The organism is Enterobacter sp. MGH119, assembly GCF_001037675.1.
Taxonomy (GTDB): Bacteria; Pseudomonadota; Gammaproteobacteria; order Enterobacterales; family Enterobacteriaceae; genus Enterobacter; species Enterobacter hormaechei_C.
In genome coordinates, this window is the sequence record NZ_KQ089929.1 from 956,370 (window position 1) to 972,974 (window position 16,605).

Here is a 16,605-nt window from a genome sequence, read left to right on the forward strand (position 1 = left end):
CAATCATGAAAATCGCAACACAAAACCAGGCCTTTTTCCCGACCGCTATCATGGAAAAATTCGAATACATCAAAGCGATGGGATTTGATGGCTACGAAATTGATGGCCGACTGCTGGTGGAAAACCTCGACGAAGTAAAAGCGGCTATCAAAGCCACCGGCCTGCCGGTCACGACGGCCTGTGGCGGATACGATGGCTGGATCGGGGATTTCATTGAAGAACGCCGCCTGAACGGTCTACAGCAGATTGAACGCATTCTGGAAGCGCTGGCAGAAGTGGGCGGAAAGGGGATTATCGTTCCGGCTGCCTGGGGGATGTTTACCTTCCGTCTGCCGCCAATGACTTCGCCACGTAGTCTGGACGGCGATCGCAAAGCGGTCAGCGCTTCCCTGCGCTGGCTGGATGAGGTGGCAGCGCGCACCGGTACTACCGTCTACCTGGAGCCGCTGAACCGCTATCAGGATCATATGATCAACACTCTGGCCGACGCGCGTCGTTATATCGAAGAGAACGGCCTGAAGCACGTGCAGATCATCGGTGATTTCTACCACATGAATATTGAAGAAGACTCCCTGACGGAAGCGCTGCATCAGAACCGCGACCTGCTGGGTCATGTGCACATTGCTGATAACCACCGCTATCAGCCGGGCAGCGGCAGCCTCGATTTCGCCAGCCTGTTCGATCAGCTGCGTGCCGATAATTATCAGGGTTACGTCGTGTACGAGTGCCGGGTGCGTGCCGACGATCCGGCTCAGGCCTATAAGGACTCTCTCACTTACTTGCGTGAATGCTAAGGATGACGAGCGTGATGAGTGCTTCTACACCTTTGCCTCTGCGCGTCGCCATCATTGGCGCCGGGCAGGTTGCAGACAAAGTGCATGCCTCGTATTACGCCACGCGCAGTGATGTTCAAATGGTGGCTGTCATGGACAGCCGCCTTGAGCAGGCACAGGCGTTCGCGGAACGTTATGCTATTCCATCGGCATGGCAGGACGCTCACGAGATGTTGCAGGAAGTAAAACCGGATGTGGTGAGCGTCTGTTCGCCTAACCGGTTCCATTTTGAACATGTGATGGCGGCTCTCGAAGCAGGTTGTCATGTGATGTGTGAAAAGCCGCCGGCGATGACGCCGCACCAAGCGGATGAGATGCGTCTCGCGGCGCGCAAGGCCGGAAAAGTCCTCGCGTACGATTTTCACCATCGCTTTGCGCTGGATACCCAGCTCCTGCGCGATGCGGTAATGAACGGAACGCTCGGTGAAATTTACTTCACCTCCGCGCAGGCGCTGCGTCGTTGCGGTGTGCCGGGGTGGGGCGTTTTCACCAATAAATCGCTCCAGGGCGGCGGGCCGCTGATCGATATCGGCATTCACATGCTGGATGCCGCGATGTATGTGCTGGGTTTCCCGCCCGTGAAGCGGGTAACCGCGCACAGCTTCCAGAGACTGGGGAACCGTAAACACACCGGCCAGTTTGGCGAATGGGATCCTGCGCAGTTTACCGTAGAGGATGCCCTGTTTGGCACGATTGAGTTTTGCAACGGTGGCATTCTGCGTCTGGACACCTCTTTTGCGCTTAATATCCGCGAGCAGTCGATCATGAACGTCTCTTTCTGCGGTGAGAAGGCGGGTGCAACGCTGTTCCCGGCACACATTTATAACGACGAAGCCGGAGTTTTACAGACGCTGACCCAGCGGGAAGAGGCTGACGGTCGCCGACATCTGCGCAGTATGGATGCGTTTGTTCGCCACGTAATGGGCGAGCCGGTCATGATTGCCGATGCGGAGCAGGGGCTGGTGATCCAGCAATTAGTCGCGGCGTTATATGAAGCCGCGGAAACAGGGGAAAGCGTGACGTTATGCTGAACCAGTCTGTATTAACCGATCCGAGCTTTTGCCCGCATAGCCTGAATAAGTACGCGTCCATTATGGCCTGCGGCAATGGCTACATGGGCATTCGCGCCACGCATGAAGAAGATTACACCCAGCAGACCAGAGGCATGTATCTCGCGGGGCTGTATCATCGCGCGGGACGCAACGAAACCACAGAGCTGATCAATCTGCCGGATGTCACCGGGGTTGAAGTTGAGCTGGACGGCGTCAATTTCACGCTCCTGTCAGGCGAAATTCTTGAGTGGCAACGCGAGCTGGCCTTTGCTAACGGCGAACTGCATCGTAACGTTGTCTGGCGTTCGCCGGACGGAAAACGCTATCGCCTCGAGAGCCGTCGTTTTGTTTCGCTGGACCAGTTGCCCTTAGTGGCAATGCGGCTCTCGATTACACCGCTTGATGGCGCCGCTCAGGCCGTGCTGAAAACCGGCATAGATGCGACACAGACGAACAGCGGCAGGCAGCATCTGGATGAAATCTCGGTCAGGGTTTTTGACCAGCACTACATGCAGGGTGTGTATGAAACGCAGGACCGGGCGTCTGAAGTTGTTGTTTCGGCGTTTTGTCAGCTCTCCGCTCAGAGCGACAGCTGTTTCACCGCCAAAAATCGTCGCCTCAGCGTTCATCATTCTCTGACTATCTCGCAAGGTGACACCGTCACGCTTGAGAAGATCGTCTGGCTGACCCATCGCAGCGATAAAGCGCTCTCACAGGAGTCTTTCGCCCGCAACGCGCTGGCCGATCTCAAAGTCTGCGCGGCAAGAGGCTACGATGCGTTGCTTGAAAGCTCAGCGTACGCCTGGGAAGCGGTCTGGCGTGACGCTCGGGTGGAAGTGACTTGTGCAGAACAGCAGGATCAGCTTGCACTGGATTATGCCGTCTGGCACCTGACGACAATGACGCCAGCCCATAGCGAAAGAAGCAGCATTGCCGCGAAAGGGCTGACGGGGGAAGGGTACAAAGGGCACGTCTTCTGGGATACCGAAATTTTCCTGTTGCCGTTCCATCTGTTTACCCGTCCACAGATTGCCCGCAGCCTGCTGCGCTATCGCTGGCTGAATCTTTCTGGCGCGCGTGAAAAAGCACGCCGTAACGGTTGGCCGGGCGCGTTGTTCCCGTGGGAAAGCGCCGCCAGCGGAGAGGAAGAGACGCCAGAATTCGCAGCCATTAACATCCGCACCGGGGTTCGCCAGAAGGTCGCCTCCGCACTCGCTGAACACCACATCGTGGCTGATATTGCCTGGGCCGTTGTCGCTTACTGGCAGGCAACACACGACGATGCCTTTATGCGCAATGAGGGTCTGACGCTGCTGATGGAAACCGCTTCGTTCTGGATGGGACGCGCGACGGAAATTAATGGTCGTCTTGAGATCCATGACGTGATCGGACCGGATGAATACACCGAGCATGTCAACAACAACGCTTACACCAACTATCTGGCCTGGCACAACGTGGCCTGCGCGCGTCAGTTTATGGCGAAATTTGGGCGTGAAGATGCGCGTTTAACGGAGAATGCCGGTAAGTTCCTGGCGCGCCTGTGGCTGCCAGAGGCCGACGCAGAGGGTGTGATCCCGCAGGATGATACCTTCATGGCAAAACCTGCCATCGATCTGAGCCGCTATAAAGCCAAAGCGGGTAAGCAAACCATTCTGCTTGATTACTCTCGCGCGGAAGTGAACGAGATGCAGATCCTGAAGCAGGCCGACGTGGTGATGCTTAACTACCTGCTGCCGGAACGGTTTACGCCGCAGCAATGTGCCGCCAATCTGGCGTTCTACGAGCCACGCACGATCCATGATTCATCCCTGAGTAAAGCCATTCACGGCATTGTGCTCGCACGTTGCGGTGACACCGAGGGGGCGTATGCCTTCTGGCGCGATGGGATTGCCATCGACCTGGGGGACGACCCGCACAGCAGTGATGACGGTATTCATGCTGCCGCCACCGGTGCGATCTGGTTGGGCGCCATTCAGGGATTTGCTGGCCTGCACATTAGCGAAGGGGAGCTGCATCTTGCGCCGAAGCTGCCTGCTCACTGGCAGAAACTCGCCTTCCCGCTGCGGTGGCGGGGCGCAACAATGCACATTACCTGTGAAGGTGACCTGTTAACCATTGAAACCACCGCACCTGTCACGTTGACGCTGTGGGGTAAAACGCTGCATGTATCAGGGCGGAAGGTCTGTGAACGTAAGGACTTTCTTGTACCTGTTAATGGGACCGCTACCACGAAGGGGCGCCATGACGCTTAACGCTGTTGTATTCGATCTGGACGGGGTGATCACCGATACCGCGCATCTTCACTTTCTGGCCTGGCGCGTCGTGGCGGAGGAGATTGGTATCACCTTCGACGAAGTATTTAACGAACAGCTGAAGGGAATAAGCCGTATGGACTCCCTCCAGCGCATTCTGAAACATGGCGGGAAAGAGGGGATGTTCAGTGACGAGCAGCGCCTGGCGCTGGCGACGAAAAAAAACGCGCTTTACGTCCAGTCGCTGGCATCACTGACGCAGGATTCGCTGCTGCCGGGTATTCGCGACGTGCTGGCGGATATTCGCGCCGCGAAGGTCAAAATTGGCCTGGCATCCGTATCGCTTAATGCTCCTGGGATTTTGCACGCGTTGGGTATTCATCAGGCTTTCGATTTTTGCGCCGATGCTTCGCGTATTAGCCGCTCAAAGCCGGACCCGGAAATCTTCCTTGCGGCCTGTAAAGGACTGAACGTGCGTCCTGAAGAGGCCATTGGTATCGAAGATGCCGCCGCAGGGGTAGATGCGATCAACGCCGCAGGAATGCTGTCGGTCGGGATTGGGCCTGGCCTGAACCATGCGGGATTACAACTTCATTCAACGCAGGAACTGACCTGGGAACGCCTGACGGCGTTCTGGGCATCCCGGGCGTATTGATAAGGAATTAATAATGGCTCAACTGTCTCTGAAACACATTCAGAAAATTTATGATAACCAGGTCCACGTGGTGAAGGATTTCAACCTCGAAATTGAAGACAAAGAATTTATCGTCTTCGTCGGTCCATCGGGCTGTGGGAAATCCACGACGCTGCGAATGATTGCCGGCCTCGAGGAGATCAGCGCGGGTGAACTGATTATTGACGGGGTTTGCATGAATGATGTTCCCGCAAAGTCCCGTGATATCGCGATGGTCTTCCAGAACTATGCGCTCTATCCGCATATGACGGTCTACGACAACATGGCGTTTGGCCTGAAAATGCAAAAAATTGCGTTCTCCGTCATTGAAGAACGCGTTACCTGGGCGGCACAGATCCTGGGCTTGCGCGATTACCTCCAGCGTAAACCTGGCGCGTTGTCCGGCGGTCAGCGTCAGCGCGTGGCGTTAGGCAGGGCGATAGTGCGCGAAGCGGGGGTGTTCCTGATGGATGAGCCCTTATCCAACCTCGATGCCAAACTTCGTGTGCAGATGCGCGCTGAAATTAGCAAGCTGCATCAGAAGCTTAATACCACCATGATTTACGTGACGCACGATCAGACGGAAGCCATGACGATGGCGACCCGCATCGTGATTTTAAAGGACGGCATCATTCAGCAGGTGGGCGCGCCGAAGCAGGTCTACAACGAGCCGGCGAATATGTTCGTTGCAGGATTTATTGGCTCACCGGCGATGAACTTCATTCGTGGCGCAATCGACGACCGCTATTTTGTGACGGAAACGCTGCGTCTGGAGATCCCGGAGGACAAGCTGGCCGTACTGAATGCGCAAGGTTACCAGCGTAAAGCGGTTGTCTTTGGGATCCGTCCGGAAGATATTCTCACCGTACAGCGAAGCGGCGAAAACATCACGGCGAAGATCAGCGTTGCTGAGCTGACCGGGGCTGAATTTATGCTTTATGCCACCGTGGGTGGGCATGAACTGGTTGTCCGTGCGGGAGCGGCGGATGATTACGTTGCCGGAGATAATATCGGCATCCAGTTCGACATGAATAAGTGCCATTTCTTCGATGCTGATACTGAAACAGCTATTAGATAAGAAAGGTGTTCGCCGGAAATGAAAGTTTCCGGTTTTTTGTATGTTAATTATAAAGGAATATTTTAATGAGTACTCTACTAAGAAGTGCTGCGCTCGTCCTGTGCGCAGGGGTGAGCTGCGCGCAAGCAACTGAATCAGCCAAACAGTGGGAATTTAATATTGGTGCCATGTATGAAATTGAAAACGTCGAAGGTCAGGCCGACGATAAAGATGGATTATATGAACCCTCCGTGTGGTTTAATGCCACTTGGGATGCATGGACCATTTCGCTGGCTATGTATCAGGAAGGGCCGGTTGATTACAGTAGCATGACGCGCGGCACCTATTTCGATCGCCCCGAAGTAGAATTACGCTATCGTATTATTGGTACCGATGATTTCACGCTGGGACTGACGGGTGGTTTCCGTAATTACAGCTATCATTTCAAAGATGAGGATGGCGCGAAAGCGGGCAGCGCAAATATGCAGCGCTATAAAATTCAACCGGACTGGGATGTAAAATTAACCGATGACTGGCGTTTTGGCGGATGGTTTGCCATGTACCAGTTTGCGAATGACCTGGCAAAAACCGGTTATTCTGACAGCCGTGTTGAAACGGAAACCGGTTTTACCTGGACAATTAACGAAACCGTCTCTGCAAAAGTTAATTACTATTTAGAGCGGGGTTTCAATATGGACAGTTCACGTAATAACGGTGAATTCTCCACTCAGGAAATTCGCGCCTATCTGCCGATTTCATTGGGTCAGACGACGCTAACGCCTTATACCCGTCTGGGACTCGATCGCTGGTCAAACTGGGACTGGCAAGACGATCCTGAGCGTGAAGGACATGATTTCAACCGTTTGGGTATGCTGTACGCCTATGATTTTAACAATGGTTTATCCATGACGCTGGAATATGCCTACGAATGGGAAAACCATGACGAAGGGGAAAGTGACCGCTTCCACTATGCCGGTATCGGCGTGAATTACGCGTTTTGATAACACTTCACCAGGGGCGTTTGCCCCTGGTTTTTAGCGTAATGAAGCCGCATCTGAAAAATGCGTTTCAACCAATACCTTATGCGGGGCAGGTTTACCCGCAATGCACCTGAACAACAAATCGCAGCTCTCTTCGCCCAGCTTTCTCGTGGGGATATCAAAACCGCCTGGTGCAGGGGTTAAAATGAGAGATAGTATCGGGTCGCTGTATCCTGCCATTGCGACCTGTTCCGGGATCGTCAGATTTAGCTCATCCGCGGCACGATAAAGACTTAGCAATTTCATGCTGTCCGTCGCAAAAACTGCATCAGGCGGGTTGTCTGATGAGAGTAGCTGACAGGCCGCCTGAAGCGCGCTTTCATGGGTATATCCGCCATCAATAACCCAGTCCGGATTAATCGCAATACCGTGCTTCTCAAGGCTCGATTTATAGCCCGCCAGGCGATCGATAGAAACGTGATAATCGAGCGGGGCATGCAGGCAGGCAATTTTAGTGCGACCATGTTTGATAAATGAGTCGGTTAATATGGCGCTGTCGTGGAAATTATCCGTGTCGACAGAATAGATATTCTGGTAATTGCCTTCCACTTTACCAATAACGACCACGGGCACACCGTATTCGTCCAGCGTCGCGAAAAAAGACTCGTTCGCCGGCGAGCTTAGCATGATGATCCCTTTGATCATCTTCTGCTTTATTTTACCCACGCATTTTTGCAGATCATCTTCGCTGCTTTTGGACGTTTGTAAAATAACATCAAAACCTTCTTCTTCTGCTTTTGCCGTTATGGCATGCAGTACATCAGAGAAAAACGGATTCCCTGCGGTGGTTTTGGTTGAACGGGTCGAAATAACCATAATGGCGTCGAAGCCAGAAGAGGTGAGTGCGCGGGCAAGTTTATTCGGTTGATAATTTAATTCTTCTATCGCCTTCAACACCTTTTCGCGCGCTTCAGGAGAAATATTCGTTTGTTTATTCAGAACGCGCGACACGGTTGATTTCGAAACGCCAGCAACGCGGGCAATATCATAGATGGTGGGTGACATACACCTTACTCACTCCAGACGGACAGCAATTGCGCCCATCTTACTGGAGAGAAAACGGCAATAGCAATAATTAAGAATTGATAATCAACGATCTGCCCCAATTTACTGTATTCTGAAGTGACTTTTTTCAGGGTTCCAGGCAATGAAGGACGGCGATGAAGCGACTTAAAAACGAATTCAATTCTCTGGTGAACCGTGGCGTTGATCGCCATTTGCGTCTTGCCGTGACGGGGCTGAGCCGCAGCGGTAAGACAGCATTCATTACGGCGATGGTCAATCAGCTGTTGAACCTGCATGCAGGGGCGCGCCTGCCACTGCTTAGCGCAGTGCGCGAGGAGCGGTTGCTGGGGGTGAAACGCGTACCGCAACGTGATTTTGGCATCCCCCGTTTCACCTATGATGAAGGTCTGGCGCAGTTATACGGGGAACCTCCCGCCTGGCCCACCCCGACGCGTGGCGTGAGCGAAATCCGTCTTGCGCTGCGTTTCCGCTCGAATGAATCCCTGATGCGTCACTTCAAAGAAACGTCCACGCTCTATCTCGAAATTGTGGATTATCCGGGAGAATGGCTGCTCGATTTACCGATGCTGGCGCAGGATTACCTGAACTGGTCCCGACAGATGACCGGTTTGTTGCAGGGGCAGCGGGCAGAGTGGTCGACCAAATGGCGCCAGCTTTGCGAAGGGCTGGACCCGCTGGCGCCGGCGGATGAAAACCGTCTGGCCGTCATAGCCGAAGCCTGGACGGATTACCTGCATCAGTGCAAGCAGGAGGGGTTGCATTTCATTCAGCCGGGCCGCTTCGTTCTGCCGGGTGATTTAGCCGGTGCTCCCGCGCTACAGTTTTTCCCGTGGCCGGACGTTGACAGCATCGGCGAATCGAAACTGGCGCAGGCGGACAAGACCACTAACGCCGGTATGCTCCGCGAGCGATACAATTATTACTGTGAGAAGGTGGTTAAGGGCTTTTATAAAAATCACTTTTTACGCTTTGACCGCCAGATCGTGCTGGTGGACTGCCTGCAACCGCTCAACAGCGGGCCGCAAGCGTTCAATGATATGCGGCTGGCGCTGACGCAGCTGATGCAAAGCTTTCATTATGGCCAGCGTACGCTGTTTCGCCGTTTGTTCTCGCCGGTCATCGACAAGCTGCTGTTTGCCGCCACAAAAGCTGACCATGTGACGGTCGATCAGCACGCCAACATGGTATCCCTGCTGCAACAGCTGGTGCAGGATGCCTGGCAGAATGCGGCCTTCGAAGGGATCAGCATGGACTGTCTGGGGCTGGCGTCCGTACAGGCAACGCAGAGTGGGTTGATTGACCTGAATGGCGAGAAAATTCCGGCCCTGCGGGGCAACCGTCTCAGCGACGGTGAGCCGCTCACGGTCTATCCGGGGGAAGTTCCGGCGCGTCTGCCGGGCCAGGCTTTCTGGCAAAGCCAGGGTTTTCAGTTCGAAGCCTTCCGTCCGCAGAGCATGAACGTTGATCAGCCATTGCCGCACATCCGTCTGGATGCTGCGCTGGAGTTTTTAATCGGAGATAAATTGCGATGACGGAACCGTTAAAACCTCGCATTGATTTTACCGGCCAGCTTGAGCAGACGCCCCATGAGGCGTTCAAAACGGCGCAAACCTTCAGCGGCCCGCAGGCTGACAACTTTGCTCCCGTGCTGGCAGACGAGCCGATGGTTGAAGAGGGGCAGGCGGAAGCGGTGGTTGATGCGGCACTGCGCCCGAAACGCAGCCTGTGGCGTAAGATGGTGACCGCCGGGTTAGCCCTTTTTGGTGTGAGCGTAATCGGCCAGGGCGTGCAGTGGGGCGTCAATGCCTGGCAAACGCAGGACTGGGTGGCGCTGGGGGGATGCGCCGCCGGGGCGTTGATTGTTGGTGCGGGCGTTGGCTCAGTCGTCAGCGAGTGGCGTCGCCTCTGGCGTTTGCGTCAGCGTGCCCACGAACGCGATGAAGCGCGGGATCTGCTGCACAGTCACGGCACAGGAAAAGGGCGTGCTTTTTGTGAAAAGCTTGCGGCTCAGGCCGGGATAGATCACTCTCACCCGGCGCTTCAGCGCTGGTATGCGGCGATCCACGAAACCCAGAATGACCAGGAAGTGGTCACGCTCTATGCGCACATTGTTCAGCCGGTACTGGATGCGCAGGCTCGTCGTGAGATCAGCCGTTCGGCGGCGGAATCTACCCTGATGATCGCCGTCAGTCCGCTGGCAATGGTGGACATGGCCTTTATCGCCTGGCGCAACCTGCGTCTGATCAACCGCATCGCCAGGCTGTACGGCATTGAGCTTGGCTATTACAGCCGACTGCGCCTGTTCAAACTGGTGTTGCTGAATATCGCCTTCGCCGGGGCAAGCGAACTGGTACGGGAGGTCGGGATGGACTGGATGTCGCAGGATCTTGCGGCGCGTCTCTCTGCCCGGGCGGCGCAGGGGATTGGTGCCGGTCTGCTGACGGCACGCCTGGGTATCAAAGCGATGGAGGTTTGTCGTCCACTCCCCTGGATCGATGGCGATAAGCCGCGGCTGGGGGATTTCCGTCGCGAATTGATTGGCCAGCTTAAAGAGACGCTCAATAAAAAACCTGCTCAGTGAGGTTTTGTTTACTAATCGTGCGGGCTGTCAATATTTGTTGACAGCCACCTTCCCGAACACCGTGATCTGACATATCATTTTACTGTTATTGGCTTAAACGGTGAATTTCCCATGCGTCTGGAAGTCTTTTGTGAGGACCGTCTCGGTCTGACCCGCGAGTTACTCGATCTTCTTGTTTTACGTAGCATTGATTTACGTGGCATAGAGATCGACCCTGTCGGGCGAATTTACCTCAATTTTGCCGAAATTGAATTTAATACCTTCAGTAGCCTGATGGCGGAAATCCGCCGTATCGCTGGCGTTACGGATGTACGCACCATCCCCTGGATGCCGTCCGAGCGGGAACATCTTGCGCTGAGCGCGCTGCTGGAAGCAATGCCGGAGCCGTTTCTCTCTCTCGATCTGAAAAATAAAGTCCAGCGCGTTAACCAGGCCAGCTGCCAGCTGTTTGCGCAGACTCAGGAAAAACTTATCGGGCACCACGCCACGCAACTGATCACCGGTTTTAATTTCCAGCGCTGGCTGGACAGCAACCCGCAAAATACCCATAGCGAGCATGTCGTCATCAACGGACAGAATTTCCTGATGGAGATCACGCCGGTCTACCTGAAAGGGGAAAATGCCGCGCGGGTGCTGACCGGCGCAGTGATCATGCTGCGCTCCACAGTGCGAATGGGGCGTCAGTTACAGAACCTTTCCAGCCAGGACGTCGGCGCATTCAGCCAGATTATTGCGGTGAGCCCGAAGATGCGTCATGTGATCGACCAGGCGCGCAAGCTGGCAAATCTTACGGCGCCGCTGCTGATTACCGGGGATACCGGTACGGGGAAAGATCTGCTGGCGCATGCTGTGCACATGGCCAGCCCGCGTGCGGCAAAACCGTATCTGGCGCTGAACTGCGCCTCTATTCCTGAAGATGCCGTTGAAAGTGAGCTGTTCGGGCATGCGCCGGAAGGTAAAAAAGGCTTCTTTGAACAGGCGAATGGCGGCTCGGTGCTGCTGGACGAGATTGGCGAAATGTCGCCACGCATGCAGGCGAAACTGCTGCGTTTCCTCAATGACGGCACGTTCCGCCGCGTGGGGGAAGATCATGAAGTTCACGTGGACGTGCGCGTCATCTGCGCCACCCAGAAAAATCTGGTGGAGCTGGTGCAGAAAGGGGTATTCCGCGAAGATCTCTACTATCGTCTCAACGTTCTGACGCTCAATATTCCGCCGCTGCGCGATTGCCCACAGGACATCATGCCGTTGACAGAACTGTTCGTGGCCCGTTTTGCCGATGAGCAGGGCGTGCCGCGTCCGAAGCTCTCTGCCGACCTGGGCACCGTGCTGACGCGTTACGGCTGGCCGGGCAATATTCGTCAGCTTAAAAATGCGGTCTATCGCGCATTAACTCAGCTTGAAGGGTATGAACTGCGCCCTCAGGATATTCTGTTGCCGGATTACGATGCCGGGACGGTCTCGGTAGGCGAAGAGGCAATGGAAGGCTCGCTGGATGACATCACCAGCCGTTTCGAGCGTTCGGTGTTAACGCAGCTATATCGCAGCTATCCGAGCACGCGCAAGCTGGCTAAACGTCTTGGGGTGTCACATACCGCGATTGCGAATAAGTTGCGCGAGTATGGGTTAAATCAGAAGAAGGGTGACGAATAAATAAAAAAGCCTCTTTGCAGAGGCTTTTTTACGTTTAGGCTTTAAGCGCCTCAAGTGCAGCGGTGTAATCCGGTTCGGTAGTGATTTCGTTCACCAGCTCACTGAAAACAACGTTGTCGTTTTCGTCGATCACCAGCACCGCACGAGCAGCCAGACCTTTCAGCGCGCCTTCGGAAATGGCAACACCGTATTTTTCCAGGAAATCCGGGCTGCGCAGAGTGGATAGGGTGATGACGTTGCTCAGGCCTTCAGCGCCGCAGAAGCGGGACTGGGCAAACGGCAGATCAGCAGAAATGCACAGCACTACGGTGTTGTCCATTTCGGTCGCCAGCTGGTTGAATTTACGCACTGATGCAGCGCAAACGCCAGTATCGATGCTTGGGAAAATGTTCAGGACTTTACGTTTGCCAGCAAACTGGCTCAGCGTGACGTCAGACAGATCTTTAGCCACCAGAGTAAAAGGCTGTGCTTTGCTGCCAGACTGTGGGATGGAACCTGCAACAGCAACCGGGTTGCCCTGGAAATGAACGAGTTGTGACATAGATATCTTCCTGTTTACAAATAGTTAACGTCGTGGCTAGTGTATGTCATCCGCAGTTAGCACGGCAAACCAATTTTCTGCCTTTCCGGCCTGCAAGGAGTCAGTGATGAGAAGCGTTAAGGTCTATGAAGAAGCCTGGCCATTGCACACCCCGTTTGTGATCTCGCGCGGCAGCCGTAATGAGGCCTGCGTGGTCGTGGTTGAATGTGAAGAGAACGGCGTAAAAGGCGTCGGAGAATGCACCCCTTATCCACGTTACGGAGAAAGCCTGGCGTCAGTCATGGCGCAAATTATGACGGTAGTGCCCGAGTTGCAGGCGGGTCTGACGCGTGAGGCTCTTCAGCTTCGGTTGCCGGCCGGCGCGGCACGCAACGCGATTGACTGCGCACTCTGGAGTCTGGAAGCGGCGAAACAACAAAAACCGCTGCCTGCGCTGCTGGACGTTGCGCTGCCGCAATCGATCGTCACCGCGCAAACGGTGGTCATCGGTGAACCAGAGCAAATGGCCGCCAGCGCTCAGGCCTTGTATGCCACCGGTGCAACATTATTAAAGGTGAAGCTCGACGATCGTCTGATTAGCGAACGCATGGTCGCCATTCGTGCGGCGGTACCTGATGCCACTCTTATCGTCGATGCGAACGAATCATGGCACAGCGAAGGGCTGGCAGCCCGTTGTCAGCTGCTTGCCGATCTGGGCGTTGCCATGCTGGAGCAACCCCTCCCGGCAGAAGACGATGCCGCGCTGGCGAATTTTATTCATCCGCTTCCCGTCTGTGCAGACGAAAGCTGTCATACCCGTGAGAGCCTGTCAGCCCTCAAGGGACGTTACGAAATGGTGAACATTAAGCTGGATAAAACAGGTGGATTAACCGAGGCTCTGGCTCTGGCACAAGATGCGCAGGCGCAAGGCTTTGCTCTGATGCTGGGCTGTATGTTGTGTACGTCCAGAGCGATCGGCGCTGCACTCCCGCTGGTGAACAGCGTGCGCTTTGCCGATCTGGACGGCCCAACCTGGCTGGCGGTTGACGTCTCACCCGCGCTGAATTTTACCTCCGGCGTACTTCATCTTTGAGGCTGCCAGCGCAGGAGATCTGTCATCGCCCGCAGGTATTTTTCGCTCGCTTCATCCGAGGAGATGGGCGGAAACTCTGCGGTGATACAGTGAAGGCTGAGGTCTGCGCACCAGCTGCCAAACGACCCGGGTGTTTCATAGCCAACGCTGCTCACCAGAGGTAGAGCAAACGCATCCGCCAGCCACTGCCCGAGCGCCGTATGACGAGGATCTTCAATACAGGCGAGGGGATCGTGGAAAGAGACAACCCAGGCCGGGTGGATCTTATGAATAAGCTGGCACAGCGCCTGAGTCTCCGGTTCGGAACCGGGTTTGTCTCCCGTGAGCAGGACCACATCTCGCTCCTGCGCCGAACTGTTCCAGCGATACACCGTTTCACCGGCGCGCCAGTTTGCCGCCGGGAAGTTCCTGTTCAGGTCAACGCCGCGTGCATTCGCCCGTAATCCAAGCTGACAACCGTCCGGGTTGACGGACAAAATCACATGATGACGTCGTAAATCGGGGGCCAGCGTACGTAGCGCGCACGAGAGCGTCACGACAGACGAGTTTTCATCGCCATGCGTGCCTGCAATGATTAAGCCGCTATTGCGATCGGCCTTGGGGGCCGGAAACCAGATCAGCGGCGCGCCTAAAAATGAGCGTCCATAATGTTCAGTTCCTGGCGGGAAGGCACCGCGTTCCGTTCTTGGTCGGGTAGTTGCCATAGTAAACCCTGATGATAAAGTCACTTCTGGCAGTGTTGTGCAAAAGCCGCGCTTAATCAAATAGTTTCCGTGTGTGTGGAAAATTGCCTGACATCAACTTTCCGGAGGAAGCATTTGCATTTCTCCGTTTCGAAACAAATAATTACGCATCTGCCTGTTACCTGACATCATTAAGGGGATCGTATGAAGCATCCTGTTTCGCTTCTTTGTACTGCGCTGTGGCTGTGCGGGCTTTCTTCACTTTCATATGCCGCGGAGGTTCCCGAAGGAACGGTTCTGGCGCAAAAGCAGGAGCTGGTTCGACATATCAAAGATGAGCCCGCTTCGCTCGATCCGGCAAAAGCGGTGGGGTTGCCCGAGATACAGGTGATCCGCGACCTCTATGAAGGGCTGGTGAATCAGAACGAAAAAGGGGAGTTAGTTCCCGGCGTGGCGACGCGCTGGCAGAGCAATGACAATCGCATCTGGACGTTCACGTTGCGGGATAACGCTAAGTGGTCTGACGGTACCCCGGTGACGGCACACGATTTTGTCTATAGCTGGCGTCGTCTGGTTGATCCTAAAACAACGTCACCTTTCGCCTGGTTTGCGGCGCTGGCGGGCATTAACAATGCCCAGGCCATTATCGACGGCAAAGCTGCTCCGGATACGCTCGGCGTGACGGCGGTGGATGCTAAAACGCTGCGCGTGCAGCTTGACAAACCGCTGCCCTGGTTCAGCAATCTGACGGCTAACTTCGCGTTTTATCCTGTTCAAAAGGCCAATGTGGAAAGCGGTAAGGAATGGACGCGCCCTGGCGCGCTCATTGGCAACGGTGCGTATGTGCTGAAAGATCGCGTGGTGAATGAAAAACTGGTGGTTGAGCCAAATTCTCATTACTGGGATAACGGCAGGACGGTGCTTAAAAAAGTCACCTTTGTGCCGATCAACCAGGAGTCCTCAGCGACCAAACGCTATCTTGCGGGCGATATCGATATTACAGAATCGTTTCCGAAAAACATGTACCAGAAGCTGCTTAAAGATATTCCGGGACAGGTATATACACCGCCACAGCTTGGGACCTATTACTACGCGTTTAACACGCAAAAAGGCCCAACCGCGGATGCCCGCGTACGTCTCGCGCTCAGCATGACTATAGACAGACGTATTATGGCGGAAAAAGTCCTGGGGACCGGTGAGAAACCGGCCTGGCATTTTACTCCCGATGTCACTGCGGGTTTTACGCCGGAAACCTCGCCATTTGAGCAGATGTCGCAGCAAGAGCTGAATGCGCAGGCGAAAACGTTGTTGCAGGCGGCAGGCTATGGCCCTCAGCGTCCGCTAAAATTAACGCTGCTGTATAACACGTCTGAAAACCACCAGAAAATCGCGATTGCCGTTGCATCCATGTGGAAGAAAAATCTGGGTGTTGACGTTAAGTTGCAGAATCAGGAGTGGAAAACCTACATCGACAGCCGCAATACCGGGAATTTTGACGTCATCCGTGCATCGTGGGTAGGGGACTACAACGAGCCGTCGACATTCCTGTCGCTGCTGACCTCCTCCCATAGCGGGAATATCTCACGATTCAACGACCCTGCTTACGATAAGATTATTCATCAGGCGACGCTCGAAACCACTGAAAAAGCGCGTAATGCCGACTACAACATGGCCGAGAAGATCCTCACCGAGAAAGCACCGATTGCCCCTATTTATCAGTACACCAATGGACGTCTCATCAAGCCATGGGTTAAAGGTTATCCGATAAATAACCCAGAGGATGTTGCGTACAGCCGTACAATGTATATTGAAAAGCATTAAAAAGAGGTCAGGGCGCTACGTGATTATGGTAAATATCCATTAACCGCATAAGCGCCCGCTCTCAGGGTTGATAGTTTTACAGCCTGATTATTACCAAATATCCCCTTCATATCAGCCCATCACTTATTGTCATGATGAATATCTTCAGAGAGATTCTTTCTACCGTTTATCGAAAAACGCGTAGTCATTTATTCGCCATTCCTGTAGCAGTATAGTCATTACTGTTTTAAAGGTTGAATTTGTCCGATACAGGATTTTTTCATATTCAGGCCATTTATTGAATTAAAGCCTTATTTCTCTGCGCTGTTACGGGGTGTGTTA

Annotated in this window: 14 protein-coding genes; 11 read left to right on the forward strand and 3 right to left on the reverse strand. The window is 54.3% G+C overall.

Annotation, left to right across the window (positions count from 1 at the left end):
* Positions 1–5 precede the first annotated feature (5 nt).
* The 6 genes from SK53_RS04480 (at position 6) to SK53_RS04505 (ending at position 6,868) form a co-directional block, all read left to right on the forward strand.
* Positions 6–794, forward strand: a complete 789-nt coding sequence (locus SK53_RS04480; RefSeq protein WP_003856868.1) for a sugar phosphate isomerase/epimerase family protein — start codon at positions 6–8, stop codon at positions 792–794.
* Between the two features lie 11 nt (positions 795–805).
* Entirely contained in the window at positions 806–1,864 is a 1,059-nt protein-coding gene (locus SK53_RS04485) for a Gfo/Idh/MocA family protein (RefSeq protein ID WP_086598565.1), read from the forward strand.
* Positions 1,858–4,137 (forward strand): glycoside hydrolase family 65 protein, encoded by a 2,280-nt coding sequence (locus tag SK53_RS04490; RefSeq protein WP_048208601.1) that lies wholly within the window; start codon positions 1,858–1,860, stop codon positions 4,135–4,137. The genes SK53_RS04485 and SK53_RS04490 overlap by 7 nt, the downstream gene beginning before the upstream one ends.
* Positions 4,127–4,792 carry a beta-phosphoglucomutase gene (gene pgmB / locus SK53_RS04495; protein WP_048208603.1) on the forward strand — a complete coding sequence of 222 codons (666 nt, stop codon included), beginning with the start codon at positions 4,127–4,129 and terminating at the stop codon, positions 4,790–4,792. Before SK53_RS04490 ends, pgmB begins: the two co-directional genes overlap by 11 nt.
* A gap of 13 nt (positions 4,793–4,805) precedes the next feature.
* Positions 4,806–5,888, forward strand: a complete 1,083-nt coding sequence (locus SK53_RS04500; protein WP_048208605.1) for an ABC transporter ATP-binding protein — start codon at positions 4,806–4,808, stop codon at positions 5,886–5,888.
* A 65-nt stretch (positions 5,889–5,953) separates the two neighbouring features.
* Positions 5,954–6,868, forward strand: coding sequence for an OmpG family monomeric porin (locus SK53_RS04505; RefSeq protein ID WP_023314240.1), 915 nt, complete (start codon positions 5,954–5,956; stop codon positions 6,866–6,868).
* Between the two features lie 33 nt (positions 6,869–6,901).
* On the opposite strand, the gene SK53_RS04510 is transcribed toward SK53_RS04505, so the two are convergent.
* Positions 6,902–7,912, reverse strand: a complete 1,011-nt coding sequence (locus SK53_RS04510) for a LacI family DNA-binding transcriptional regulator (protein WP_048208607.1) — start codon at positions 7,910–7,912, stop codon at positions 6,902–6,904.
* A 155-nt stretch (positions 7,913–8,067) separates the two neighbouring features.
* Between SK53_RS04510 and SK53_RS04515 the strand changes: the two genes are divergently transcribed.
* The 3 genes from SK53_RS04515 to tyrR all read left to right on the forward strand — a co-directional run bounded on the left by SK53_RS04515 (position 8,068) and on the right by tyrR (position 12,167).
* The gene (locus SK53_RS04515) at positions 8,068–9,465 is read left to right on the forward strand and encodes a YcjX family GTP-binding protein (RefSeq protein WP_045336517.1); all 1,398 of its coding nucleotides are present in this window, start codon (positions 8,068–8,070) and stop codon (positions 9,463–9,465) included.
* Positions 9,462–10,514 (forward strand): YcjF family protein, encoded by a 1,053-nt coding sequence (locus SK53_RS04520; RefSeq protein WP_032609317.1) that lies wholly within the window; start codon positions 9,462–9,464, stop codon positions 10,512–10,514. Before SK53_RS04515 ends, SK53_RS04520 begins: the two co-directional genes overlap by 4 nt.
* Before the next feature lie 111 nt (positions 10,515–10,625).
* Complete coding sequence (tyrR, locus tag SK53_RS04525; protein WP_048208610.1) at positions 10,626–12,167, forward strand: transcriptional regulator TyrR; 1,542 nt, start codon at positions 10,626–10,628, stop codon at positions 12,165–12,167.
* A gap of 34 nt (positions 12,168–12,201) precedes the next feature.
* Here the strand turns inward: tyrR and tpx are convergent, their stop codons facing one another.
* Positions 12,202–12,708 (reverse strand): thiol peroxidase, encoded by a 507-nt coding sequence (gene tpx, locus SK53_RS04530; RefSeq protein WP_003856889.1) that lies wholly within the window; start codon positions 12,706–12,708, stop codon positions 12,202–12,204.
* Between the two features lie 106 nt (positions 12,709–12,814).
* Between tpx and ycjG the strand changes: the two genes are divergently transcribed.
* Positions 12,815–13,780 carry an L-Ala-D/L-Glu epimerase gene (gene ycjG / locus SK53_RS04535; RefSeq protein ID WP_048208612.1) on the forward strand — a complete coding sequence of 322 codons (966 nt, stop codon included), beginning with the start codon at positions 12,815–12,817 and terminating at the stop codon, positions 13,778–13,780.
* On the opposite strand, the gene mpaA is transcribed toward ycjG, so the two are convergent.
* A complete protein-coding gene (mpaA, locus tag SK53_RS04540; protein WP_022651338.1) occupies positions 13,771–14,484 on the reverse strand; it encodes a murein tripeptide amidase MpaA in 714 nt (237 codons plus the stop codon). The genes ycjG and mpaA overlap by 10 nt on opposite strands.
* A 183-nt stretch (positions 14,485–14,667) precedes the next feature.
* On the opposite strand from mpaA, the gene SK53_RS04545 reads away from it, so the two are divergent.
* Positions 14,668–16,284, forward strand: a complete 1,617-nt coding sequence (locus SK53_RS04545; protein ID WP_048208614.1) for a peptide ABC transporter substrate-binding protein — start codon at positions 14,668–14,670, stop codon at positions 16,282–16,284.
* The last annotated feature ends 321 nt before the right edge of the window (positions 16,285–16,605 follow it).

Coding starts and splice junctions, on each gene's coding strand:
- SK53_RS04480 (WP_003856868.1), top strand. CDS start 6: ATGAAAATCGCAACACAAAACCAGGCCTTTTTCCCGACCGCTATCATG.
- tpx (WP_003856889.1), bottom strand. CDS start 12,708: ATGTCACAACTCGTTCATTTCCAGGGCAACCCGGTTGCTGTTGCAGGT.
- pgmB (WP_048208603.1), top strand. CDS start 4,127: ATGACGCTTAACGCTGTTGTATTCGATCTGGACGGGGTGATCACCGAT.
- tyrR (WP_048208610.1), top strand. CDS start 10,626: ATGCGTCTGGAAGTCTTTTGTGAGGACCGTCTCGGTCTGACCCGCGAG.
- SK53_RS04515 (WP_045336517.1), top strand. CDS start 8,068: ATGAAGCGACTTAAAAACGAATTCAATTCTCTGGTGAACCGTGGCGTT.
- mpaA (WP_022651338.1), bottom strand. CDS start 14,484: ATGGCAACTACCCGACCAAGAACGGAACGCGGTGCCTTCCCGCCAGGA.
- SK53_RS04500 (WP_048208605.1), top strand. CDS start 4,806: ATGGCTCAACTGTCTCTGAAACACATTCAGAAAATTTATGATAACCAG.
- SK53_RS04490 (WP_048208601.1), top strand. CDS start 1,858: ATGCTGAACCAGTCTGTATTAACCGATCCGAGCTTTTGCCCGCATAGC.
- SK53_RS04505 (WP_023314240.1), top strand. CDS start 5,954: ATGAGTACTCTACTAAGAAGTGCTGCGCTCGTCCTGTGCGCAGGGGTG.
- SK53_RS04510 (WP_048208607.1), bottom strand. CDS start 7,912: ATGTCACCCACCATCTATGATATTGCCCGCGTTGCTGGCGTTTCGAAA.
- ycjG (WP_048208612.1), top strand. CDS start 12,815: ATGAGAAGCGTTAAGGTCTATGAAGAAGCCTGGCCATTGCACACCCCG.
- SK53_RS04520 (WP_032609317.1), top strand. CDS start 9,462: ATGACGGAACCGTTAAAACCTCGCATTGATTTTACCGGCCAGCTTGAG.
- SK53_RS04545 (WP_048208614.1), top strand. CDS start 14,668: ATGAAGCATCCTGTTTCGCTTCTTTGTACTGCGCTGTGGCTGTGCGGG.